This is a genomic window from Streptomyces sp. NPDC098101 (assembly GCF_044760185.1).
In the GTDB taxonomy this organism is placed as follows: Bacteria; Actinomycetota; Actinomycetes; order Streptomycetales; family Streptomycetaceae; genus Streptomyces.
Genome location: NZ_JBIWAS010000002.1, coordinates 827,885 through 850,944 on the forward strand (window position 1 = coordinate 827,885; position 23,060 = coordinate 850,944).

A 23,060-nucleotide genomic window follows, 5' to 3' on the forward strand; every position below is an offset into this window, starting at 1 on the left:
CGGCCAGGAGCTCCGGATCGCCGTCCCCGGCCCGCCGGAAGGTCACTTCCGCCGTCGTCACGGGGCCCTCTGGTCCGGTACGGCGGACAGGGCGTCCTGGGCCGGGGCGGGGGCCGGGGCGAGCGCGACCAGCCGGGCCACCAGGTCCCCGAAGGGCCCGTCGGCCGGCTCGTCCGCCAGGATCCCGACCAGGATCTCCGCCATCCCGGGGTCGTACGCGGCGCTCACCGCGGCGAGGGCCGCGAAGTCGTGCACGAGCTGCAACTCCAGCTCCGCGCGCGGCACCCGCCGCCCGTCCAGCCAGAGCAGCGCCGTCGACTCGGCGAGGGACACCCAGGAGCGGACCACCAACTCCAGGCGGGCCGAGGGCTCCTCGACCTCCAGGTGCGCGAGGATCTGCTCGTACGCGGCCTGCCGCACCTCGTCGATCATCGCGTTCGTCGTCGAGGACCCGACGGCCGGGCCGCCCCGCATCAGCGCCGCGAAACCGGGGCCGTGCTCGTCCACGAAGTCGAAGAACCGGCCCATCACCCGCAGCAGCCGGGCGCCCAGCGGCCCCCGGGGCGGCTCCACGAACCGGGCCGCCAGCTCGTCGGCGGCCCGCCGGAGGGCGGCCTCGTAGAGGCTCTGCTTGCCGGGGAAGTAGTGGTAGACCAGCGGTCGCGAGATGCCCGCGGCCGCGGCGATCTCGTCGATGGACACCTCGTCGGGAGAGCGGTGGCCGAAGAGTTCGAGGGCCACCCCGATCAGCTGCTGCTTGCGCTCCTCGACGCCCATCCTGCGGCGTACCCCGGTCGTCATGCGAACAGCCTAACGGTGTCCGTTACGCTCCTGCCCCATGAGCGCTTCCGACCAGGACACCCCGGCGACCCGGACCCCGAAGGCCCCCGGGGCCCCGAAGCCCGCCGGGGCCGCGGAAGTCCCCGAAGGCCCCGAAGTCCCCGACGCGGCGGGGACGTCCGAAGCCCCGGGCATACGGGAGCCCGCCGCCGACGAGCCCACCGACGAGCCCGATGACGGTCCCGCGGGGGAGGACGACGCACTCGACGAGGACGAGGACGAAGGGGACGAGGAGGAGGACGAGGCCGACGGGCGGCCCGTAGGGGGACTCACCCCCAAGCAGGCGAGGCGCCTCCGCGTCGCCGCCGCCTCCGTCCTCCTCGTCGCCCTCGCCGTCGTCCTCGCCGTCCGCCTCGCGAGCCGTACGTCCGTCCTGGTCGTCGGCGTGTACGGACTCGCCATGATCCTCTGCGGGGTCGTGATCGAACTCTCCCGCAACGGCCGTACCCGACTGGGCACTTGGCTCCTGGTGGGCGGCCTGCTCGCCGCGCTCGCCCTGGACTGGCTGGTCCTCCCCTAAGGGGGCCCGGGACCTCACAGGTCGAGCACGAGCCGCTTCCCCGCGCAGCGCGAGACGCAGATCAGCATCGAGTCGTCCCGCTCGGCGTCGGTGAGCAGCTCGTCCCGGTGGTCGATCTCGCCCTCCAGGACCCGCTGCTGGCAGGTCCCGCAGAAGCCCTGCCGGCAGGAGTACGAGACGTCGGGCAGCTCCGTGCGGACCGCGTCCAGGAGCGACTGGCCGGCCGCCACCGCCACCGTGCGGCCGGAGCGGCGCAGTTCGACCTCGAAGGCGGTGCCGCCGGTCGTCGCGGACGCCGAGAAGCGCTCCAGGCGCGGGGTCCGGCCCTCGGGCATCGCCGCGCCGACCGCGTCCATCAGGCCGTCGGGACCGCAGCAGTACACGACGGTCCCCTCCGGCAGGTCCCCGAGGAAACCCAGGTCGGGCAGGCCGGACTCGTCCTCCGCTACCACGGTCGTCCGCCCGCCGCCCAGCGCCTCGGTCTCGGCGAGGTACGGCATGGTGGCGCGGCTCCGGCCGCAGTGCAGGAGCCGCCAGTCCGCCCCGGCCGCCTCGGCGGCGCGCAGCATGGGCAGGAGCGGGGTGATGCCGATGCCGCCCGCGACGAAGGCGTACGCGGGCGCGTCGACCAGCGGGAAGCGGTTCCGGGGGCCCCGGACCTCGACCTCCACGCCCTCGTGGAGCTGCTCGTGGACCTCCCGCGACCCGCCCCGGCCGCCCTGCCCGGCCTCGATCAGCCGGGTGGCCACCGTGTACGCGCCGGTGTCGGCGGGGTCGCCGCAGAGCGAGTACTGCCGGACGAGCCCGGAGGGCAGGACCAGGTCGATGTGGGCGCCCGGCTGCCAGGCGGGCAGCCCGGCGCCTTCGAGGCGCAGCTCCACGACGCCCTCGGCGGGCGCGGAGCGGCCGGTCACCAGGGCCTTGAGGGGGACGGTGCGGCCCCGGCCGTATCCGGAGACCGGCTCGTCCAGGGCGGGCAGCGGCCACAGCGGGGCGGTGGAGATGCGGCTGCGGACGGCGCGGCGGACGAGCAGGGCGGCTCCGGCGGCGAGGGCGACGGCGGCGAACCGGGCCATCAGTGGCCTCCGTTGGCGCCGGGGGAGGAGGCGAGGTAGGCCACGGCCTGCGCGGTGTCGCCCTCCTGGGTGGGGTGGTAGGAGCGGCTGAGGTAGCGCGGGATCGAGCGCAGCATGGCCGGGGTGGAGGGCAGCACGCCCCGCTGTCCCCGGCGGACGAAGTCCGCGAGGGAGGGCTTGGCGTCGAAGAGGCTCGGGTCGTTCTCCATGAAGAAGCGGACGCCCCGCTGCCAGAAGAAGGCGAGCCCGCCGAAGGCGACGGCCCAGGTGCGGGCGCGGCGCCGGTAGCCGCCGTCGAGGTGCATGAAGAGCTCGAAGGCGACCGAGCGGTGCTCGACCTCCTCGGCCCCGTGCCAGCGCAGCAGGTCGAGCATGGTCGGGTCGGCGCCGATCCGGTCGAGCTCGTCGGCGTTGAGCACCCAGTCGCCGAGGAAGGCGGTGTAGTGCTCGATGGCGGCGATGACCGCGACCCGCTCCATCAGCCACCAGCGGCGCGCCCGGCCCGGCGGCAGGGCGCGGTCCCCGAGCAGCTTCTCGAAGAACCAGTCGACCTGCGCGGTGTACGGGGTGGGGTCGAGGCCCAGCTTCCGCAGGTGCGGCAGGACGTCGTCGTGGGCCTGGGAGTGGATGGCCTCCTGGCCGATGAAGCCGATGACGTCCTCGCGGAGCCGGTCGTCCGTGATGTACGGCAGCGCCTGCTTGTAGACGTGCACGAACCAGCGCTCGCCGGCCGGGAGCAGCAGGTGCAGCACGTTGATGGTGTGCGTGGTGAACGGATCGCCCGGAACCCAGTGGAGCGGCGTCTCTTCCCAGTCGAAGGAGACCTTGCGGGCCTTGAGCTCGACGTGCTCCGACGCCACCGGTGCAGGCTGCGTATTAGACATGCCGTCAATGTACTGAGGGGTAAGCGGCGGGAACAGGTGCGTGCGGCTTCTTTTTGCGGGGGAGGGCCCGGGCGCGGGCCCTCCCCCGTACCCGCCCCCGCCCCCACCCCCGCGTTCCTCACCGCAGCGCGGCCCTCCGCGTCCCGTCCCGCAGGGTGCCGTCCAGGTCCGCCACGGCGCCCGCACCCGCCCGCACGGCGAGGACGGGGCCGTCCGCGCGGCCCTTCACCCCGCCCGAGACCTCCAGGGACGCGAAGTCGGGGGAGCCCGCCGCCAGGACGTACCGGTTGCCGCCCGGCGCCTGCCACAGCACGCCCGCCAGGACCCGGGGATCGCGCACCCCGCAGGCCGGCGAGCCCTCGGAGCGGGCCGCGAGCGCCGCCGGCACCTCCGGCGACGGGACCAGGAACTGGGCGAGGACCCGGTCGCCCGTGCCCCGCCAGGTCTCCGCGCGGGTGCACAGCCAGGAGCCGAGCCCCGCGCCCTCCGGCAGCCGCTGCCGGGCGAACCGCCAGGCGTTCACCGACCGCACCCCGTGCGCCCGCACCGTCGTCAGCTGGCAGGCCGTCCGCGCCCAGGCCTCCCGCGCCTCCGGTCCGGTCGCGTCCGCCGGGGCGGCCGGGCGGCCCCACAGGAGCCGGGCGGGGGCCAGCTCGCCGAGGTCGGTGAACAGCCGGAGGCCCGAACCGTCCCGCGTCTGGAGGGTGTTCCAGCGGACGCAGCCCTTCGCCTGCGCCGGACTCGGCACCGGATCGGTGACGCCGCGCGCGTCCCGGGCCAGGGCGTACGGCTCCTTCGCGGGCGCCAGCAGGTTCCGTACGGCCGTCTCCCGCACCCAGGGGGCCGTGAGGTAGCGGACGTTGCCCGCCGCGCGGGACACGACGAGCGCCGTCGAGCCGACCGCGTCGGCCCCGTCCGTCCGAGCGAAGTCGAGCGCGACGCCCGCCGTCCCCTCCACCGGCTCCGCGTACCGCACGGCCCGCAGCCCGTCGTGGAAGAGCACCACCCGCACCGCGTCCACCCGGCCCGCGAAGAGCAGTTGCGGCGGCCCCATCGGAGGCCCGACGGGGGTCCCCGGCGTCGCGGACGACTGCACGGCGCCCCCGGGCCGCGCCCATACGGCGAGGGCCCGCCGCAGCAGCGCACCGTCCCCGGCCAGGTCGCCGCGCGCGGGCCACACGGAGAAGTCCCGCCGGGTGGCCCCCGGCCAGACCGCGGGCCCGACCCGCTTGACGGCGGCCGGATCGAGCGCGGCCTCGGCGGCGGGGTTGCGCGCGTACGGGGGCGCCGCGGCCCCGTCCCGCCCCCACCCGTCCCCCGGCAGCCCGAGCAGCGCCCCGCACACCACCAACGCCGCAACGGCCGTCACCCCGGCCCGCACGTGCTGCCGCCGCCGCAACAGATCGGTCGGCCGCGCCTGCAACGCACAGGGATCGAACTCGTCCGATTCGAGCAGGGCGGCCCCACTGAGCCGGGGACCTCGGGCGACCGTTCCCCCGGGGGCGCCCGCCGGCCCCCCGGCACCGGACACGGACCCGATGCCGGACCCGGGGCCCCCGGGCCCCGTCGTGCCCTCCGCACCGGGTGCGGGGCGCCCGGATCCCGCTGTGGCCCCCGCACCGGGTACCCGATGCCCGGGTTTCGCCGTGGCCTCCGTACCGGGTGCCGCGGTCCCCGTGCGGGGCACCGGGTGCCCGACCCCCGAGCCGCCTTCCGGCCCGCCAACCCCGCCAGGCCCGCCCGGGCGTCCCGCCCGGCCCCCGGTCCTCCCCGGACCGCCCTGCTCGCCGACCCGCTCGGACCTTTCGGCGCGTCCGTGCCCGGCACGGGCCGGGCCACCGGCACCTGACGTGCCCGGCGCGTCCGGGGCGTCGGCCCGCCCGGGGTCCCCGGCCGCCCCGGGCCCACCGCCCCGGCGCCCCTGCCCGCCGACCACGGAGGGGCGGTCGGCGGCGGGGGCGCCCGCGTCCGCCCCGCCCTCCGACGCGTCCCACGCGTCCACGGCGTCCACCGCGTCCGCCTCCGCCAAAGCCGCCGCCGGGTCCTCCACCCCCGCCGAGGCCAGGACGCGCAGGACCTCCGGGTCGCCCTGGCGTTCCAGGCCGCGCAGGACGTAGGCCGCGCGGCCGGGGCCGGAGAGGCGGGAGAGCCGCTGGTCCAGGGCGAGTTCGTCGGCGCCGCCCACCCGGGGGAACAGCCGCAGCCCCCACACGTGCGGCAGCAGCGGCGGGAACTGCGCCCGGCGCGGCAGCGCCAGCCGCCGCAGCGGCAGCCCGGCGACCAGGGCCTGCCGCAGCACCTCGCCCCGTACGTACGCGTACCCGGGATCGACCGCGTCCTCGGCCCGTCGCGGCCCCGGCACCCGGCGGCGCGGCAGCGAGCGCTGGACGAGCGCGTGGGCGGTCAGCACCCGGCGGTTGCGGCCGAGCGCGGGCGGCAGGACGAGATAGGCGATGCGGACGAGCCGCGGATAGCGCTCGACGAGCGCGGCCTCGGCCTGCTCGACGTCGACGGGACCCGTGGGGGAGGGGGCGAGATCCTGGGTGCTCACGTTCAGCAGAACGAGCGATTCTTCCGATGGTCACCCCGGCCGATGGCCACCCGATCGGTGGTCACCCAACCGATGGTCACCCTGGCCGGTGGTCACCCGGTCGGCGGCCACCCCGGCCGATGGCCACCGGCCGGTGGTCACCCCGGCCTATGCCCACCCCGGTGCCGGTGAGCGGCCACCGTACCGGCAGGCCCCGTCAACCCCCGTCCGCCGTCAGCCGCTCCCGGATCCGCTCCGTCACCTCGTCCGGCACCCCGAGCCCCTCCCGTACGTACTTCTCCATCGAACCGTGCCGCACCGCCACCTCGTCGAGCGCCGCGTCCAGGTACTCCGGGAGCACCCCGATCAGTTCGAGTGCCAGCTCCGGGTCGCCGCCCTGGGCCGTGAACCCCTCGATCATCGGCGCGAACGCCTGCCGCACCGCCGGATTGACCGACAGGTACTCCTCCCGGACCGTCTCCTCGTCCGCCCCGAGCAGCGACAGGACGACCGTCGCCGCCCACCCCGTCCGGTCCTTGCCCGCCGTGCAGTGGAAGAGCAGCGGCCCGGCGTCCGGCGCGCCCAGCTCCGCGAGGAGGGCGGCGTAGGAGGCGCGGGCGGAGTCGGCGGAGACGAAGGCCCGGTAGGTGCGGGCGAAGGCCTCCCGCATCCGGCCCCCGCCCAGGTGCTCCTCGGCCAGGGCCGGCTGGGAGAGCAGCGTCTTCAGGCGCGCGGCCGGCGGAAGCCCGCTGGTGGCCAGCCAGTCGGCGAGCACGTCCGCGACGAGCGGCCGCGCGCCGGCCGGCAGCCGGTCGGGCCGCTCCTCGCGCTCGGCGTCCGTCCGGAAGTCCACGACCGTACGGACCCCCAGGCCCGCCACGGCGGGATCGCCGGGGTCGAGCCGGTCGAGCTGCGCGGAGCGGAACACGAGCCCCGGACGGACCGTCCGTCCGCCCGCGAGCGGCAGGCCCCCGAGGTCACGGAGGTTGGCGACGGAGACGGCGGGAATGGCGGCCATGACGTCGACTCCTCCGGTTCGTACCCTTCACACCCTTTCGGGCCCTTCCCGTCGACCGTAAGGGATCGCACCGGTACGGGCAGGTCCTGGCGGGCCCCCGGGTCACCGGGGCTGCTTGAATGCCCGGATGATCGACGTACTGGCGGCCCTCGCGGGCGGCGCCCTGGTGACCTGGCTGATCCGCCGCAAGGTGCGGCAGCGCGCGGAGGACGCCGAACGGGGCGACGAGATCGGGGTCCCCTGCATGGTGCGGCACCCCGCGCGCGAAGGCCGCTGGCTGCGGGGCCGGATGCTGATCGGTCCCGCCGGGATGACCTGGGAGCCCGGCAGCAGGGCCGGGGCGGCCCTGTCGCTCCCGGCCGGGCTGCGCCGGGTCGGCCTGCGCGTCCCCACGGTCCGCGAGGCGATCACCATCAACGGCGGCTCCCGGATCGTCGAGTGCGCCTCCCCCGAGGGCACCGTCCTCATCGCCGTCATGCCGTACGAACTGGAACACGTCCTCAAGGCCCTGGACGCGCCGCGCCCGGAATAGGGCGCCGCCACGGCCTCCGGGCGGCCCCTCACCCCCCGGCCAGCGCCGCCACCACCTCCGCCTCCCGCTCCGGGGACAGGCCGGGGCCCGGGCGGTCCGGGCGCTGGGGCGCGGTCCCGCCGAGGGACTCCAGCCAGGCCCAGGTGTCCGCGACCGTCTCCGTCACGGGCCGGCAGCGCAGCCCGGCCGCCAGCGCGCGGGACACGTCGGCGGTGTGCATCGCGTCGTACGTCTCGCCCGGCGGCAGCCACACGGGCAGCTCCGTCCACGGCTCCGCCCCCGCCGCGACCAGCGCCTCCGGCGCGGTCCAGCGCAGCTCCGCCCCCGAACCGGTGGCCCGGACGCAGGCGTCGAGGAACCCGCCCATCGTGGTGTGCCCGGGCGGCGAGACGAGGTTGTACGGCCCCGACCGCCCGGCCTCCACCGCGTCGAGCGTCCACGCGGCCAGGTCGCGCACGTCCACGTACTGGATCGGCGCCGTCTCGGGGCCGGGGGCCAGGACCGGGCCGCCGCGCGCGATCCGGTTCAGCCACCAGGGGAGCCGGCCCACGTTCTCGTACGGCCCGAGGATCAGGCCCGCGCGGACGAGCAGCGTCCGGTCGGCGCCGAAGGCGGCCTCCGCGGCCAGCTCGCCCCCGCGCTTGGCCTCCCCGTACGGCACGTCCCCGTCGTCCGGCGACCCCGCCACCAGCGGGCCGTCCTCCCCGAGCCCGGCCGCCGGGGGCCAGGCGTACACGGAACGGCTCGACACGTACGCGTACCGCCCGGCCCGGTCCGCGAGCGGCCCGGCCGCGTCCCGCACCGCCGAGGGCGCCGCCGACCAGGTGTCCACGACCGCGTCCCAGGAACCGCCGGCGAGGGCGGCGAGGCCCTCCGGCCCCGCGGTGCGATCCCCGAGCAGGGACCGGGCCCCCGGCGGGGGAGCGTGCCGCCCCCGGTGGAAGACCGTCACCTCCCACCCCCGGTCGAGCGCGTCCTCGACGACCGCGCGACCCACGAACTCCGTGCCTCCGAGCATCAGCAGCTTCATGATCGGAGCCTGCCCCCGCCGCCCGGGACGGGACCAGTGTTTCCGCTCCCGGAGGATTCCGCCGGGGGCGGAAACGGGCGGGGGACCGGACATCGGGAGGTGGTCTGTCCCGCCGGACGGCGGGATGGCACCATGGCGGGCGATGACGGATGCCCGGTCGCCCCTGCGCGCCCTGCGAGCCGCGCTCTTCGCGGTGGTGTGCGTGGCTCTGGCCGCCGTGGGGCATTCGTCCATGTCTGCGCACCGGCTCCCGGCCACCGCGCTGCTCGGCGCCTTCGCCGTGACGGCCGCCGTCGCCTGGGCCGCCGCCGGCCGCCGCCGGGGCACACCCGCCATCGCGGGCGCGCTCCTCACCCTCCAGGGCGCGCTCCACGTCCTCTTCTCGACGACGGGCGCCCACGGATCCACGACGAGCGCCCCCGGCGGAAGCGCAGCCGCCCACCACGCGACGCACGGCACCCACGCCATGCACGCCATGCACACCATGCACGGCACCCACGCCATGCACGGCACCGCCGTCCCCACGGCGGGCACCGAAGGAGCCGCCTCCGCCCTCGACCCCGCCGTCGCCCAAGCCGTGGACTCCGCCACCGCCTCCGGCCCCGGCATGGTCGCCGTCCACCTCCTCGCCGCGCTCCTCTGCGGCCTCTGGCTGGCCCACGGCGAGGCCGCGTTCTTCGCGCTCGCCCGCGCCGCCCTCGCGTACGCCTTCACCCCGCTGCGCCTGCTGCGCGCGCTCGTCCGCGTCCCCGACGCCCCGCGCGGCCCGGTCCGCCGGGCGCGGCGGAACGCCCACCGGCCGCACACCGTCGTCCTCGCCCACACCCTGTCCCGGCGCGGCCCGCCCCGACCGTCCGCATCCCGCGCCACGGTCCTCGGAGCACACGTCTGACCCGGGGGCCGCTTCCCCCTGTCTGCACCGAGAACCCAGGACAGTCACCCATGACGATCGACGATCCCGCACGCCCCGAAACCCCCGTGCAGGAACCGCCCTCCGCTCCCCGCAAGCCCACCGCCTGGAGCGGCCTGCGCCCGCTCCTCCTCCGTCTCCACTTCTACGCGGGCGTCCTCGTCGCCCCGTTCCTCCTCGTCGCCGCCCTCAGCGGCCTGCTCTACGCGCTCTCCTTCCAGGCCGAGAAGGTGGTCTACGCGCACGAGCTGGAGGTGCCCGTCGGCGACGCCGCCCTGCCGCTCTCCCGGCAGGTGGACATCGCCCGCGGGGCCAACCCGGACGGCACCGTCACCGCCGTCTGGCCCGGCGCCGAGCCCGGCGCGACGACCCGGGTCCTGATGGCCGACCCCGACGCCCCCGAGGGCACCTCGCTCGCCGTCTTCGTCGACCCGTACACCGGGGACGTCCGCGGGCAGCTGCCCAGCTACGGCAGCTCCGGCGCCCTGCCGCTGCGCACCTGGATCGACGGCCTCCACCGTGACCTGCACCTGGGCGAGTTCGGCCGCAACTACAGCGAGCTCGCCGCGAGCTGGCTGTGGGTGATAGCGCTCGGCGGCCTGCTGCTCTGGATCGGCCGGCGCCGGAAGAACCGCCGCGCCCTGTTCGTGCCGGAGGGCGGCCCGGCCTCCCGCCGCCGCACCCTCTCCTGGCATGGCTCGGTCGGCCTGTGGGCGGCGGCCGGTCTCGTCCTGCTCTCCGCGACGGGCCTGACCTGGTCGCGGTACGCGGGCGAGAACATCGGCACCGTCCAGGACGGCCTCGGGGGCGCGACCCCCACCCTCACCGCGACCCTCGACGGCGCGCCCGCCGGCTCCGACGGCCACGAGGGCCACGGCGGCGGCCACTCCGGAGGCACCACCGCCCAGGGCCCGGACGTCGGTCTCGACCGGGCCGTCGAGGCGGCCCGCGCCGCCGGCATCGACAGCCCGCGGATCTCGGTGGCCCTGCCCGCCGACGGCAAGGGGTACGTGGTCAAGGAGACCGACACCCAGTTCCCGCTCGAACTGGACTCGGTGGCCGTCGACCCGGCCGACGGCACGGTCCTCGACCGGCTCGCCTTCGCGGACTACCCGCTGCTCGCGAAGCTCACCCGGATCGGCATCGACGCGCACATGGGCGTCTTCCTGGGCCTGTTCAACCAGCTGCTGCTCGCGGCCCTCGCCCTCGCGCTCGTCCTGATGATCCTCTGGGGCTACCGGATGTGGTGGCTGCGCCGCCCGGGCCGGCCGGCGGCGCGCGGGGCCTGGCGGAAGGTCCCGGCCGCCCTGCTGCTCCCGCTCGCGGCGGCCACGGCGCTCGTCGCCTGGTTCGTCCCGCTGCTCGGGATCAGCCTGCTGCTCTTCCTGGCGGTCGACTTCGCCCTCGCCCTCACCGCGAAGGTGAGGACGAGGGCGAGGACGAAGGCGTCGGGAGACGGCGCGGCCTGACCGGAACGGACGTCCCGGCCGGGCCGAACGGCCCGGTCAGGGCGTGTACTTGTAGCCGACCCGCCGCACGGTCTGGATCGTGTGGCGGTGCTCGGCGCCCAGCTTGCGGCGCAGCCGGGCCACGTGCACGTCCACCGTGCGCCCGTCGCCGACGTGGCCGTACCCCCACACCGTCGTGACCAACTGGTCGCGCGTGTGGACCCGGTGGGGGTGTGCCACCAGGTGGGCGAGGAGCTCGAACTCCAGGTACGTCAGGTCCAGCGGCTCCCCGTCCACGACGGCGATCCGCTGGACGTCGTCGATGGTCACCGGCCCCCGCTCCTCGGCCGCGACGGGCGCGGTCACCGGGGAGGGCACGGCCACGGGCAGGTGCGGCTGCTGGTCGGCGGGGACCAGGACGAGGTACCCGACCATCGGCGGGCGGCCCGGCAGCACGGGCAGCGCGTGCTGCGGCGCGGGCAGCAGGGTGGCACCGGGCGGCAGGAAGTCCGCCACCTGGGAGAAGTCGACGACCTCGTTCGGATCGACGGCACGGAGTCGGTGCCGGCCGGGACGGACGGCCGTGAGGGAGGCGCTCTGGGTGTGGGCCATGGCAGGTCAGCTCTTTCGCGCGGAGAAACGGACGGACAGGCGTCGTACGTCGTGCGCGTCGGCCGAAGGCCGGGGATCGGACAGGGCCGATCGGGGCTTTAGAGGGCCGACGCGTTCCTCGCGCGGCAACACACCCGGTCGAAGTCGTGGTGCTGCCGGGAAGGCCAGAACGGCTCGAGGTCGTGACGACCCGTCGCGGTGTCGTTCTGCAAGTTGGCCATATCCCTATTGAACCAGAAGGGAAACACCAGGACGACCCCCGTACCGGCCAAAGCCTGTGTCATCCATCCCACATGACGGAAGGGACGCCCACCGTGCGAAACGGTGGACGCCCCTTCCGGAAGGCGTGCGGATCAGACCTGGCCGGCCTTCGCCAGGGCCTCGCAGCAGGTGTCCACCAGGAGGCGGGTCACCACGTACGGGTCCACGTTGGCGTTCGGACGGCGGTCCTCGATGTAGCCCTTGCGGTCCTGCTCGACCTGCCACGGGATGCGGACCGAGGCGCCGCGGTCCGAGACGCCGTAGGAGTACTTGTCCCACGGTGCGGTCTCGTGCAGGCCCGTCAGGCGGTCGTCGATGCCGGCGCCGTAGTTCTTGACGTGGTCGAGCGGCTTGGAGCCCTCGCCGAGGGACTCGCACGCGGTGATGATCGCGTCGTAGCCCTCGCGCATCGCCTTCGTGGAGAAGTTGGTGTGCGCGCCCGCGCCGTTCCAGTCACCCTTCACCGGCTTCGGGTCCAGGGTCGCGGAGACGTCGAAGTCCTCGGCCGTGCGGTACAGCAGCCAGCGGGCGATCCACAGCTGGTCGGAGACCTCGAGCGGCGCCAGCGGGCCGACCTGGAACTCCCACTGGCCGGGCATGACCTCGGCGTTGATGCCGGAGATGCCGAGACCGGCCGCCAGGCAGTTCTCCAGGTGCGCCTCGACGACGTCGCGGCCGAAGATCTCGTCCGCGCCGACGCCGCAGTAGTAGCCGCCCTGCGCGGCCGGGAAGCCGGCCTCGGGGAAGCCCAGCGGACGCGAGCCCTTGAAGAAGGTGTACTCCTGCTCGATGCCGAAGATCGGCTCCTGCGAGGCGTACGTCGCGGCGACCTCGGCGAGCGCGGCACGCGTGTTGGACGAGTGCGGCGTCATGTCCGTGTTGAGGACCTCGCACAGGACCAGGACGTCGTCGCCGCCGCGGATCGGGTCCGGGCAGACGAAGACCGGCTTGAGGACGCGGTCCGAGGCGTGGCCCTCGGCCTGGTTCGTGCTCGAACCGTCGAAGCCCCAGATCGGCAGCTCGTCGAGCGCCGCGCCCCCGCCCACGATGATCTTCGTCTTGGAGCGAAGCTTCGCGGTCGGCTCGGTGCCGTCGATCCAGATGTACTCAGCCTTGAAGGTCACGGGGCTCATCCTTAGGGCGCGTGGCGTGCTGCTGGGGTTTCCCCCGGCGCCCGGAGGCGGCGGGAGGGGCTGCCCGCGGCGGCTCGCGGCGCTGCGAGAAGCTGCGGTCTCCGCGCGATCCGGCCGGAGCCGGACCGTACGGTTGCTTTCGGACCGCAGCTTCGCAACACGGGATTTCCCGTCGGTTGCCCGTTTGTGAACCCCGTGTTACTCAGCCTTCCCGCTCCTCCCGCGCCTTCCGTGCGACCACGTGGGCGTCCAGGAGCCCGCCCAGCCCGGCCGCCCCGATCCGCCGCACCAGCTCGGCGTACGTGGTGCCGAGGGCCTCCGCGGTCCGCCCGGGGTGCCAGTCGTGGTCCGCCAGCCGGTGCAGCAGGTACCCCTTCCTGACCTGCTTCTCCGAGAGCCGGAAGGTCTTCAGATACGCCGTCCGCCCCCGGTGGTCGGTGATCAGCTCCCCGATGTGCTGCTCCCGCCCGTCCCGCCGGAACGGCGGCAGGAACCGGTACAGGTCGAACGTCCCCGCCCGGTACACCCGCTCGAAGGAGTACGGCGTCTCCAGGAGGTCCCGCGCCATCAGCCCGTCGTGCGCCGCCGCCCACGCCCGCTCCTGCCCCAGGGCCGCCGCCCGCAGGTCCGCGAGCGTACGGATCCCCCCGGCGCCGTCCCGGATCCGCGCCGTGAACTCCGGCACCGGGGCGCCGTAGTGCGCGTACTGGTGGACCAGCTCCCCGTACAGGTCCTCGACCAGCGTCGGGTGCAGCACCCGGTAGTCCTCCGGATGCGGCACCACGAAGGCCGCGGCCAGGGCGTCCGCCACGTACAGGAGCGTCCCGCACTGCCCCGGGTGCAGCTCGAAGACCCGCAGCGCCTCCCCGAGCCCCGGCACCCGCCACCCGGCGTACGCCGCCTCGGCCCGCGGCGAGAGCCCGCGCCGCACCGCCTCCCGGGACCAGTCGTCCCAGACCACCGGAGGGCCGCCGAAGTGCAGCGAGAGATAGCCCTCCAGGGCGAGGTGCAGCGGCAGGAACCGCAGCCGCCGCTCGCCCTGCCGGCGCTTGGCGAGCCGGTGGACGCGGCGCACGGGCACGCACGGCGGCGGCCCCTCCGTCCGGTCGCCGAGCAGCGTCCCGTACGCGGCGGACTCGCCGTCCTGCCGGGAGCCGGACCAGTCGGCGACGAAGCCGTGCGGGACGTACGAGGTGTACTCCGCCCGGCGGCCGAGCTCCACCGAGGCCGTCCCCGGCCCCTCGTACGCCTCACGGCGCAGCCGCAGTCCGGGCACCGGCCCGTCCCGCACGAGCGGCACCAGCCGCACCCCGCCCCACACCTGCGCGGGCCGCGCGTCCAGCCCGCCCAGATCGATCCCGCTCACCCTCCGGCCCCCTTCAGGAACGCTTCCACCCGCCGGTCCAGATAGGCCCGCAGCTCCGCGAACCCCGTCCGCCCCTCCGCGAACTGCGCGATCTCCACCAGGGCCGCCAGGTCCTCCGCGTCCCGGATGCCGGCGACCGGCACGCCCGGCGCGAGCCCGCGCACGTCGAAGCCCCCGGCGTCGTATACGGGGTTGAGGTGCACGACGCTCGTCCGCCGCTCCGGATCGAGCCGCGTCCGCCACACCCGCAGCACCTCGCCCGCGAGCCCCGGCGGCGCGTTGTCCCAGCCGTCCGAGACGATCACCAGCCGCTCGGGCCCGGTCTCCAGGGCGTCCAGGACCCGCAGGCCGAGCGGGGTCGGCCCGTACGGCCGGACGAGCAGCGGATCGTCCCCGCCCGAGGTCCACAGCGGGCGGTACGCGCCCGGCGCCGCCAGAGCCTCCAGGAGGAAGTGGCAGCCCAGGGCCACGGCCAGCGGACGGCGCCGCTTCACCGCCGAACCGGACGACGAGAAGCTGTCGTCCAGCACGGCCACGACCCGCCCCCAGCTCCCGGCGTACGGCCCGGCGACCCGCCGGGCGGCGGCCCGCAGCGCCCCGGTCAGCTCGGCCCGCCGGGCGACCCGCTCCCCGAACGGCAGCGAGAGCACGTACACCGCGAGCCGGGTCAGCGGCATGACGGACAGGTCTTTCGCGCCGCCCGCCGCCCGCTCGGTCCTGAGCCGTTCGAACCGGGTCATCCGGGGCGCGATCCGCTCCAGGAACAGCGCGCGGGGCACCCCGTGCTTCGCGGCGAACCCCTCCGCCACGGTGAACGGCAGCTCGTACAGCGCGCCCTGCTCGTGGTGCGCCCGGCGGTGGGCGTCCAGCAGCGGGCTCCCGTAGCGGACGCGGCGCCGGGGCGCGAAGAGGAAGTCGCCCGTCTCCGGGTCCGCCGTCCGCCCGTGGACGTGCCGGAGCGCGGTCTTCAGACCGGCCCGGTACTTCACGGCGTCGAGCGCCGGATCCGGGCGGGCCGCGAGCCACTCGCGCACGATCGCGCGCGTGCGCCGGTTGTTGACCTTGGCGGCGCGCAGCGCCCCGAACAGCCGGTAGACCCGCTGCGGCGGCAGCACGGCGAGCCGCGCGGCGATCAGCCGCCCCTCGCCCGGCCCGGCCTCCGCCGGGGTGCGCAGCAGGTGCTCGACGACGAGGGCCGCGTTGTGGTCGTTGATGTCGAGGGCGAGCGCGGCGGCGTACACGGGCCGGTAGTTGACCCGTACGTACGCGTGGAGGAAGGCGAGCGAGAGCCGCTGCTCGCCGGCCGAGGAGCGGAACTCGCGCTGCCCGGTGGCGGTGACGGCGGCGTTGACGAAGAGGAGCACGTCCTCGGCGGCGACGAGCTCGGACACGGGCCTTCCCCTCCTTCGGGTGCCGGCCGGGGAATGAGGGCGCGAACAGCGAAGACGTTGCTTCATAGGCAGGTTCCGGAAGTCGCACCGGAGTCCCGCGGCCGGCGGGGGAACGCTAACGCGTGAGGGGGAAGGAGAGCGAGGGGGTTTCGGTGTCACCCCCGTCATCACCGCCCGGCGGGGGCACCCGGCAGACTGTGCCCATGGCGAAGCAGCTCGGGGCGCGGCCCCGCATCGGACTCCTCGGCACCGGCCCCTGGGCCGGTCACACCCACGCGCCCGCGCTCGTCGGGCACCCGGACGTCGAGTTCAGCGGGGTGTGGGGCAGGCGCCCGGAGGCGGCGGAGGCGCTGGCCGCCGCGTCGGGCACGCGCGCGTACGAGGACGTGGACGCCCTCTTCGCGGCGAGCGACGCCGTGGCCCTCGCCCTCCCGCCGGACGTCCAGGCCCCGCTGGCGGTACGGGCCGCGGCCGCGGGCTGTCACGTCCTCCTGGACAAGCCGGTCGCCACGACGGTGGCCGGGGCCCGCGAGGTCGCCGACGCCGTCGAGGCGGCCGGAGTGGCGTCGGTGGTCTTCTGCACCCTGCGCTTCGCGGAGCCGACGGCCTCCTGGATCGAGGAGCAGGCGGCGGCGGACGGCTGGTTCCTGGGCGAGGCGCACTGGCTGGGCTCGCTGTACGGCTCCGGCTCCACGAGCGAGTACGCGGCCTCGCCCTGGCGGCGCGAGAAGGGCGGCCTGTGGGACGTGGGCCCGCACGTCCTCTCGGTCTACCTGCCGGTCCTCGGGGACGTCACGGAGATCACGGCCGCGCCGGGCCCGGGGGACACCCACCACCTGGTGCTGCGCCACGCGTCGGGCGCGAGCAGCACCGCCACCCTCACCCTGAGCGCCCCGCCGGAGGCGGCGGAGGCGGCCCTCGCCCTGTACGGCACGGAGGGCCGCGCCGAGATGCCCCGCTGGGACGGCGCGCTCGACGCCTTCGGCGCGGCCGTGGACGCCCTGGTCGCCGCGGCCCGCACGGGCACCCCGCACCCCTGCGACGCCCGCTTCGGCCTGCGCCTCACGGAGATCCTGACGGAGGCGGAGCGGCTGACGGCGGGGCGCTGAGGGCCGGCCGCCCTCCGGCCGTCCTCAGCGGCGGGAGAGGGCGTCCCGCACGGCCTCCTCGGACCGCCCCACGACGGCGGTGCCGTCCTCGGCGGTGATGATCGGCCGCTGGATGAGCTTCGGGTGCGCGGCGAGGGCCTCGATCCACCGGTCGCGGCCCTCCGCGTCCCGGGGCCACTCCTCCACCCCGAGCTCCTTCGCCTCCGCCTCCTGCGTCCGGGCGATGTCCCACGGTTCGAGCCCGAGCCGCCCGAGCACCTCCCGGATCTCGGCGGGCGAGGGCACGTCCTCCAGATAGCGCCGGACGGTGTAGTCGGCCCCTTCGGCGTCGAGGAGGGTGAGGGCGGCGCGACACTTGGAACAGGCGGGATTGATCCAGATCTCCATGGCGCCCACGGTACCCCCGGGCCCCCCTTCCGCAGTGCCGAAAACCGGTCCTGGCCAGGGACGATTGTCAGTGGGGACCGGTAAAATAATGGGTGAAGGTGAGGGTCCCGAGGAGGGCCCGCACCCCGCCGTTCGCCAGGAGGTAGCCCATGGCTCTCGCCGTGATCCGGACGCCGTCCCTCGAACCCTGGAAGCCGCTCCAGAAGCAGCCGCTCCCCGCGGGCCGGCCCCGCGAGTGGTACGTCACGCACAACCGGCGCCTGAAGGCCATGCGCCTCGCGATCGCCCTCCTCGACGCCGGCGTCTACGTCCCGTCGAAGGCCACGAACGCGACCATCACCACCACCGCCGAACAGCTCGGCATCCACCCGCCCTCGGACACCACCTGCCGCATGGTCCGCGCCCTGATCCGCTACGGGCGCTGACGGGCACCGTACGCACGGCGAAGGCCGCCGCCCGGAACCCTCCGGGCGGCGGCCTTCACTTGCCTCGCGACTTAGAGGTCGAAGTACAGCTCGAACTCGTGCGGGTGCGGCCGCAGCTGGATCGGGGCGATCTCGTTCGTGCGCTTGTAGTCGATCCAGGTCTCGATCAGGTCCGAGGTGAAGACGCCGCCGGCCTGGAGGTACTCGTTGTCCTCCTCCAGGGCGGAGAGGACTGCCTCCAGGTTGGTCGGGACCTGGGGGACGTTGGCGTGCTCCTCGGGAGCCAGCTCGTAGAGGTCCTTGTCGATCGGCTCCAGGGGCTCGATCTTGTTCTTGATGCCGTCGAGGCCCGCGAGGAGCAGCGCCGAGAAGGCGAGGTACGGGTTCGAGGACGGGTCCGGCGCGCGGAACTCGACGCGCTTGGCCTTCGGGTTCGCGCCCGTGATCGGGATGCGCATGGCGGCGGAGCGGTTGCGCTGCGAGTACACCATGTTGACCGGGGCCTCGAAGCCCGGGACCAGGCGGTGGTACGAGTTCACCGTCGGGTTGGTGAAGGCGAGCAGCGACGGGGCGTGCTTGAGGATGCCGCCGATGTAGTAGCGGGCGGTGTCCGAGAGGCCCGCGTAGCCCGTCTCGTCGTAGAACAGGGGGTCGCCGTTGGCCCACAGCGACTGGTGGACGTGCATGCCCGAGCCGTTGTCGCCGAAGATCGGCTTCGGCATGAAGGTCGCGGTCTTGCCGTTGCGCCAGGCGACGTTCTTCACGATGTACTTGAAGAGCATCAGGTCGTCGGCCGCGGCGAGCAGCGTGTTGAACTTGTAGTTGATCTCGGCCTGGCCGGCGGTGCCGACCTCGTGGTGCTGGCGCTCGACCTGGAGGCCGACGTTCTCCAGCTCCAGGGAGATCTCGGAGCGCAGGTCGGCGAAGTGGTCGACCGGCGGGGCCGGGAAGTAGCCGCCCTTGTAGCGGACCTTGTAGCCGCGGTTGTTCTCCACCGCACCGGTGTTCCAGGCTCCGGCCTCGGAGTCGATGTGGTAGAAGCCCTGGTTCGCCGAGGTCTCGAAGCGCACCGAGTCGAAGACGTAGAACTCCGCCTCGGGGCCGAAGAACGCGGTGTCGGCGATGCCGGTGGAGGCGAGGTACGCCTCCGCCTTCTTCGCGATGTTCCGCGGGTCACGGCTGTACTGCTCGCCCGTGATCGGGTCGTGGATGAAGAAGTTGACGTTCAGCGTCTTGTCGCGGCGGAAGGGGTCCACCCGGGCCGTCGACAGGTCGGCGCGCAGCGCCATGTCGGACTCGTGGATCGCCTGGAAGCCACGGATCGACGAGCCGTCGAACGCGAGCTCCTCCGACGGGTCGAAGGCCGAGGCGGGGATCGTGAAGTGCTGCATCACGCCCGGAAGGTCGCAGAACCGGACGTCGACCATCTTGACGTCGTTGTCCTTGATGAACTTCTGAGCCTCTTCGGCGTTCTGGAACCCGTGCGTCTGGGACATCCCACTCCTCCTACTCCCGGCCCGGGGAGGGGCGGGGTTGCAGCTCGTTCGTGCGGCCAGTGCGGTGGCACACGCTGGACCCGACCATAGGCAGACGGGATTTCTCAAGCATGACCCAATTGTTTCGTCGAAGTTAACCGGGGTGGGTGCCGTCCGTGCCCGGGGGCGCCCCGCTCCGGGGCCGCCGGGCCCCTTGCCCCACCCGGGCCGAAGAGATCGAAATCGGGCACAGTACCGTGGTCGGGTGGACAACAGGCAAGCACTCGGATCTTGGCTCTCCGGCCCCCGCGCGGCGGCCGAGGACGCAGGCGTCGACTTCGGCTACCGCGGTCAGCAGCTGGGGCTGCCCGAGGAGGGTCCCGGTTCGATCGCCCGCCCGGGCCGCCGGCTGGGCGCCCTCGCCGTCGACTGGGCCCTCTGCATGGTGATCGCATACGGCCTGATCACCGACGGCTACAACCAGGCCACCGGCAACTGGGCCCTCGGCATCCTGCTCGTCCTGAGCGTCCTGACGGTCGGCACCGTGGGCTCCACGCCCGGCAAGCGGCTCTTCGGCCTGCGGGTCGTCTCGGTGCGCGGCGGCCGTCTCGGCGTCCTCCGGGTGGTGCTCCGCTCCGTCCTGGTCTGCCTGGCGATCCCGGCCCTGATCTGGGACCGCGACGGCCGCGGTCTCCACGACCGCCTCTCCGGGGCCGTCCAGGTCCGCATCTGATCCCATCGGACACGCGAGAGGGGCTCCGGACCGTGCGGTCCGGAGCCCCTCTCGTGCGTTCGGTCGGGCGCGTCAGCGCATCTTTCCGCCGCGCGGCATCCGCATCCCCTTGGGCATCGGACCCTTCGGCAGCGGCATGTTGCTCATCAGGTCGCCCATCGCCCGCAGCCGGTCGTTGGCCACGGTCACCTGCGGGCCGGTGAGCACCCGGGGCAGCTTGAGCATGGTCGTGCGGACCTTCTTCAGCGGCACCTGGCCCTCGCCGTCGCCGACGATGATGTCGTGCACCGGCACGTCCATCACGACGCGGTTCATGCGCTTCTTCTCGGCCGCCAGGAGCGCCTTGACCCGGTTCGGGTTGCCCTCGGCCACCAGGACGATGCCGGCCCGGCCGACCGCGCGGTGCACGACGTCCTGGTTCCGGTTCATCGCGACCGCCGGGGTCGTCGTCCAGCCGCGCCCGATGTTCTGCAGCACCGCCGCCGCCGCGCCCGGCTGGCCCTCCATCTGCCCGAAGGCCGCGCTCTCGGCACGCCGTCCGAAGACGATGGCCGCCGCCAGGAGACCCAGGACGAAGCCCAGGATGCCCAGGTAGACCGGATGACCGATGAGGAAGCCGATCGCGAGGAGGACACCGAGTACGCCGATGCCCACGCCCGCGACGACGAGACCGACCTTCGGGTCGGCCTTCCGGGTCATCTTGTACGTGAGGGCGATCTGCTTCAGTCGCCCGGGGTTGGCAGCGTCAGCGCTGCTCGTGTTTGCCTTCCTCGCCATGTCCTGAAGTTTACGTGGCCCGGGAAGCGCGGCCCGACGCGACCTCCATCACGCGCTGGGCCTCGACCCGGTCCTTGGCGCGGCGCCGGTCCTCCAGGACGGAGTTCCAGGCGTTGCGCCGGGCGGTGCGCTGTCCCGAGCCCAGGAGCAGCGACTCCACGGCCCTCAGGGCGTCGGTGACGGACGGGATCGCGGTGACGCGGACGTGCGTCGATGCGGCCGGCATGGCGGGGTCCTCCCTCGATGGCGGGTGAGACGAGGTGGGGGTGTGAGCGGACGGTGGCGGTGGGTGAAGCCAGGCTCACAGATCGGTGTTACCAGGGCGTGACCCGGCGGTCAAACACTGGTGAAACGTCGGTGCGGCCGGTCGGCCCAGTGCGGAAACGGCGGTGCGGCCCGTACGCCCCCGCTGAGCTGCGGGGTCGTACGGACCGCACCGGATCCGGCCACTACCGGCCGGTAACTGCTTGTGCTCGGATTCACACGGCGGTCGACGCGCCCTGCGCGGCCGCCCGCTTCTCCATCGCCTGCTGGTACAGGCGACCCGCGCGGTACGAGGAACGGACCAGCGGGCCCGACATCACGCCGGAGAAGCCGATCTCGTCGGCCTCCTCCTTCAGCTCCACGAACTCCTGCGGCTTCACCCAGCGCTCCACCGGGTGGTGGCGGACCGAGGGGCGCAGGTACTGCGTGATCGTGATGAGCTCGCAGCCCGCGTCGTGCAGCTGCTGGAGCGCCTCGCTGATCTCCTCGCGGGTCTCGCCCATGCCGAGGATCAGGTTCGACTTCGTGACCAGACCGTAGTCACGCGCCCGCGTGATGACGTCCAGGGAGCGCTCGTACCGGAAGCCGGGACGGATGCGCTTGAAGATGCGCGGCACCGTCTCCACGTTGTGCGCGAAGACCTCGGGGCGGGAGTCGAAGACCTGCTCCAGGAGCTCCGGCACCGCGTTGAAGTCGGGGGCGAGCAGCTCGACCTTGGTGCGGCCCGCCTCGCGGCCCGCCGTCTGCTGGTGGATCTGGCGCACGGTCTCCGCGTACAGCCAGGCGCCGCCGTCCTCCAGGTCGTCGCGCGCGACGCCGGTGATCGTGGCGTAGTTCAGGTCCATCGTGACGACCGACTCGCCCACGCGGCGCGGCTCGTCGCGGTCGAGGGCCTGCGGCTTGCCCGTGTCGATCTGGCAGAAGTCGCAGCGCCGGGTGCACTGGTCGCCGCCGATGAGGAAGGTCGCCTCGCGGTCCTCCCAGCACTCGAAGATGTTGGGACAGCCCGCCTCCTGGCAGACCGTGTGCAGGCCCTCGCTCTTCACGAGGCCCTGCATCTTCGTGTACTCGGGCCCCATCTTCGCCCGGGTCTTGATCCACTCGGGCTTGCGCTCGATGGGGGTCTGGGCGTTCCGGACCTCCAGGCGCAGCATCTTGCGTCCGTCGGGTGCGACTGCGGACACATCGGCTCCTGTAGCTTCGATTCTTCGGCGTACACCAGGGTACGCCCGTGGCTTCCATGCCTGCCTACGTCCGGCCAACCTCTGGCCAGCGCCCCGCATTCCTCGGGGCGGGGGCGGCGGTCAGACGGACGCGGGCTCCACGGCCCGCGGCTTGAGCTCCGCGTGCTCCAGGACCTCCCGCAGGTGCCCCTCGACCACCGGCAGCACCTCCTCGACGGTGACGTCCCGGCCCAGCTCGTTGGCGAAGGAGGTGACGCCCGCGTCGCGGATGCCGCACGGGATGATCCGGTCGAACCAGGCGTTGTCCGGGTTCACGTTGAGCGAGAAGCCGTGCATCGTGACGCCCTTGGCGACCCGGATGCCGATCGCCGCCAGCTTCCGGTCCTCGCGGCGCTGGCCCGCGTTCGAGGGCGCGTACTCCGGCCCGTTCAGACGCGGGTCGAACTCCTCGTCGGTCAGGCGCGGGTCGAAGTCGAGCGAGAGCCCGCCCAGCGAAGGCCGCTGATCTGTTGCTTGTCGGGGTTCCCCCAGCACCCACACCCCACTGCGCCCCTCGATCCGCGTCGTCTCCAGGCCGAAGTCGGCGGCCGTGCGGATCAGGGCCTCCTCCAGGCGGCGCACGTGCGCGACGACGTCCACCGGACGGGGCAGCTTCATGATCGGGTAGCCGACCAGCTGGCCGGGGCCGTGCCAGGTGATCTTCCCGCCGCGGTCCACGTCCACCACCGGCGTCCCGTCGAGGGGGCGCTCGCTCTCCGCGGTGCGCCGGCCGGCCGTGTAGACCGGCGGGTGCTCCAGGAGCAGACAGGTGTCCCCGATCTCGTCGGCGAACCGCGCGGCGTGCACCTCGCGCTGCTTGTCCCAGGCCACCTGGTAGTCGACGGCTTCCTCGCCGAAGCCGAGACGGACGAATCGCAGCTCACTCACGGCCATGCCTCCTCCTGTGCCGGGAGTCCGGGGACCGGGGATCATCCCGGGCCGGCTCGGCACCATGCGTCATTCGCGCCCATGCCACTGTACGGCGGCGCCGGGACCACCCCTCCGGCGGGCGGACGGTGGACGGGCGGCGGCCCCGGACGACCGGCGGCGACGGGCGGACGGGGGACTGTCGGGAGCCCCACGTCAGCGATCCCGCCAATCCTCACACGATCGGAT

23 protein-coding genes are annotated in these 23,060 nt (G+C 74.2%); 7 read left to right on the top strand and 16 right to left on the bottom strand.

The genetic code is table 11. From position 1 onward, the window contains the following. Nucleotides 1-57: 57 nt before the first annotated feature. Nucleotides 58-801 (bottom strand): TetR/AcrR family transcriptional regulator, encoded by a 744-nt coding sequence (locus ACIQVI_RS10785; protein ID WP_403593749.1) that lies wholly within the window; start codon nt 799-801, stop codon nt 58-60. A gap of 37 nt (nt 802-838) precedes the next feature. On the opposite strand from ACIQVI_RS10785, the gene ACIQVI_RS10790 reads away from it, so the two are divergent. Next, on the top strand, nt 839-1,360 hold the full coding sequence (locus tag ACIQVI_RS10790; RefSeq protein WP_403593752.1) for a hypothetical protein: 522 nt from the start codon (nt 839-841) through the stop codon (nt 1,358-1,360). Nucleotides 1,361-1,374: 14 nt separating this feature from the next. Here the strand turns inward: ACIQVI_RS10790 and ACIQVI_RS10795 are convergent, their stop codons facing one another. The 4 genes from ACIQVI_RS10795 to ACIQVI_RS10810 all read right to left on the bottom strand — a co-directional run bounded on the left by ACIQVI_RS10795 (nt 1,375) and on the right by ACIQVI_RS10810 (nt 6,868). Next, nucleotides 1,375-2,436: a PDR/VanB family oxidoreductase gene (locus tag ACIQVI_RS10795; RefSeq protein ID WP_403593755.1), complete on the bottom strand. Its 1,062-nt coding sequence runs from the start codon at nt 2,434-2,436 to the stop codon at nt 1,375-1,377. Continuing rightward, nucleotides 2,436-3,320: a metal-dependent hydrolase gene (locus ACIQVI_RS10800; protein ID WP_403593758.1), complete on the bottom strand. Its 885-nt coding sequence runs from the start codon at nt 3,318-3,320 to the stop codon at nt 2,436-2,438. The genes ACIQVI_RS10795 and ACIQVI_RS10800 overlap by 1 nt, the downstream gene beginning before the upstream one ends. A gap of 118 nt (nt 3,321-3,438) precedes the next feature. Then, entirely contained in the window at nt 3,439-5,871 is a 2,433-nt protein-coding gene (locus ACIQVI_RS10805) for a hypothetical protein (RefSeq protein WP_403593761.1), read from the bottom strand. 196 nt (nt 5,872-6,067) lie between these two features. Continuing rightward, the gene (locus tag ACIQVI_RS10810; RefSeq protein ID WP_403593764.1) at nt 6,068-6,868 is read right to left on the bottom strand and encodes a tyrosine-protein phosphatase; all 801 of its coding nucleotides are present in this window, start codon (nt 6,866-6,868) and stop codon (nt 6,068-6,070) included. Between the two features lie 127 nt (nt 6,869-6,995). On the opposite strand from ACIQVI_RS10810, the gene ACIQVI_RS10815 reads away from it, so the two are divergent. Next, nucleotides 6,996-7,400 carry a hypothetical protein gene (locus ACIQVI_RS10815; protein ID WP_403593767.1) on the top strand — a complete coding sequence of 135 codons (405 nt, stop codon included), beginning with the start codon at nt 6,996-6,998 and terminating at the stop codon, nt 7,398-7,400. A gap of 28 nt (nt 7,401-7,428) precedes the next feature. On the opposite strand, the gene ACIQVI_RS10820 is transcribed toward ACIQVI_RS10815, so the two are convergent. Next, nucleotides 7,429-8,430, bottom strand: a complete 1,002-nt coding sequence (locus ACIQVI_RS10820) for an NAD-dependent epimerase/dehydratase family protein (RefSeq protein WP_403593770.1) — start codon at nt 8,428-8,430, stop codon at nt 7,429-7,431. A gap of 142 nt (nt 8,431-8,572) precedes the next feature. On the opposite strand from ACIQVI_RS10820, the gene ACIQVI_RS10825 reads away from it, so the two are divergent. Next, a complete protein-coding gene (locus ACIQVI_RS10825; RefSeq protein WP_403593773.1) occupies nt 8,573-9,322 on the top strand; it encodes a hypothetical protein in 750 nt (249 codons plus the stop codon). 50 nt (nt 9,323-9,372) lie between these two features. Further along, nucleotides 9,373-10,809 carry a PepSY-associated TM helix domain-containing protein gene (locus ACIQVI_RS10830; protein WP_403593778.1) on the top strand — a complete coding sequence of 479 codons (1,437 nt, stop codon included), beginning with the start codon at nt 9,373-9,375 and terminating at the stop codon, nt 10,807-10,809. Between the two features lie 36 nt (nt 10,810-10,845). On the opposite strand, the gene ACIQVI_RS10835 is transcribed toward ACIQVI_RS10830, so the two are convergent. From ACIQVI_RS10835 to ACIQVI_RS10850, 4 genes are all read right to left on the bottom strand, one after another. Further along, nucleotides 10,846-11,400, bottom strand: a complete 555-nt coding sequence (locus tag ACIQVI_RS10835) for a winged helix-turn-helix domain-containing protein (RefSeq protein WP_053650051.1) — start codon at nt 11,398-11,400, stop codon at nt 10,846-10,848. A gap of 353 nt (nt 11,401-11,753) precedes the next feature. Continuing rightward, the gene (gene glnII / locus ACIQVI_RS10840) at nt 11,754-12,785 is read right to left on the bottom strand and encodes a glutamine synthetase (RefSeq protein WP_351972596.1); all 1,032 of its coding nucleotides are present in this window, start codon (nt 12,783-12,785) and stop codon (nt 11,754-11,756) included. Nucleotides 12,786-12,996: 211 nt separating this feature from the next. Then, nucleotides 12,997-14,160, bottom strand: coding sequence for an ARPP-2 domain-containing protein (locus tag ACIQVI_RS10845; protein WP_403593783.1), 1,164 nt, complete (start codon nt 14,158-14,160; stop codon nt 12,997-12,999). Next, nucleotides 14,157-15,617 (bottom strand): hypothetical protein, encoded by a 1,461-nt coding sequence (locus tag ACIQVI_RS10850; RefSeq protein ID WP_403593786.1) that lies wholly within the window; start codon nt 15,615-15,617, stop codon nt 14,157-14,159. The genes ACIQVI_RS10845 and ACIQVI_RS10850 overlap by 4 nt, the downstream gene beginning before the upstream one ends. 137 nt (nt 15,618-15,754) lie before the next feature. On the opposite strand from ACIQVI_RS10850, the gene ACIQVI_RS10855 reads away from it, so the two are divergent. Continuing rightward, complete coding sequence (locus ACIQVI_RS10855) at nt 15,755-16,660, top strand: Gfo/Idh/MocA family protein (protein ID WP_403593789.1); 906 nt, start codon at nt 15,755-15,757, stop codon at nt 16,658-16,660. 24 nt (nt 16,661-16,684) lie between these two features. On the opposite strand, the gene ACIQVI_RS10860 is transcribed toward ACIQVI_RS10855, so the two are convergent. Next, nucleotides 16,685-17,047 carry an arsenate reductase family protein gene (locus ACIQVI_RS10860; protein ID WP_403593792.1) on the bottom strand — a complete coding sequence of 121 codons (363 nt, stop codon included), beginning with the start codon at nt 17,045-17,047 and terminating at the stop codon, nt 16,685-16,687. Between the two features lie 149 nt (nt 17,048-17,196). On the opposite strand from ACIQVI_RS10860, the gene ACIQVI_RS10865 reads away from it, so the two are divergent. Further along, the gene (locus tag ACIQVI_RS10865) at nt 17,197-17,472 is read left to right on the top strand and encodes a hypothetical protein (protein ID WP_383408463.1); all 276 of its coding nucleotides are present in this window, start codon (nt 17,197-17,199) and stop codon (nt 17,470-17,472) included. Nucleotides 17,473-17,543: 71 nt separating this feature from the next. Here ACIQVI_RS10865 and glnA read toward each other — a convergent pair whose 3' ends face one another. Beyond that, nucleotides 17,544-18,968, bottom strand: a complete 1,425-nt coding sequence (gene glnA / locus ACIQVI_RS10870; protein WP_121829944.1) for a type I glutamate--ammonia ligase — start codon at nt 18,966-18,968, stop codon at nt 17,544-17,546. Nucleotides 18,969-19,212: 244 nt separating this feature from the next. On the opposite strand from glnA, the gene ACIQVI_RS10875 reads away from it, so the two are divergent. Beyond that, on the top strand, nt 19,213-19,680 hold the full coding sequence (locus ACIQVI_RS10875; RefSeq protein ID WP_403593796.1) for an RDD family protein: 468 nt from the start codon (nt 19,213-19,215) through the stop codon (nt 19,678-19,680). A 72-nt stretch (nt 19,681-19,752) separates the two neighbouring features. Here ACIQVI_RS10875 and ACIQVI_RS10880 read toward each other — a convergent pair whose 3' ends face one another. The 4 genes from ACIQVI_RS10880 to lipB form a co-directional block, all read right to left on the bottom strand. Beyond that, the gene (locus tag ACIQVI_RS10880; protein ID WP_403593799.1) at nt 19,753-20,457 is read right to left on the bottom strand and encodes a DUF4191 domain-containing protein; all 705 of its coding nucleotides are present in this window, start codon (nt 20,455-20,457) and stop codon (nt 19,753-19,755) included. 10 nt (nt 20,458-20,467) lie between these two features. Continuing rightward, entirely contained in the window at nt 20,468-20,683 is a 216-nt protein-coding gene (locus ACIQVI_RS10885) for a hypothetical protein (protein ID WP_062756304.1), read from the bottom strand. A gap of 253 nt (nt 20,684-20,936) precedes the next feature. Continuing rightward, nucleotides 20,937-21,905, bottom strand: a complete 969-nt coding sequence (lipA, locus tag ACIQVI_RS10890; protein ID WP_389664659.1) for a lipoyl synthase — start codon at nt 21,903-21,905, stop codon at nt 20,937-20,939. A 120-nt stretch (nt 21,906-22,025) separates the two neighbouring features. Then, the gene (gene lipB, locus ACIQVI_RS10895) at nt 22,026-22,832 is read right to left on the bottom strand and encodes a lipoyl(octanoyl) transferase LipB (protein WP_403593803.1); all 807 of its coding nucleotides are present in this window, start codon (nt 22,830-22,832) and stop codon (nt 22,026-22,028) included. Nucleotides 22,833-23,060 lie beyond the last annotated feature (228 nt).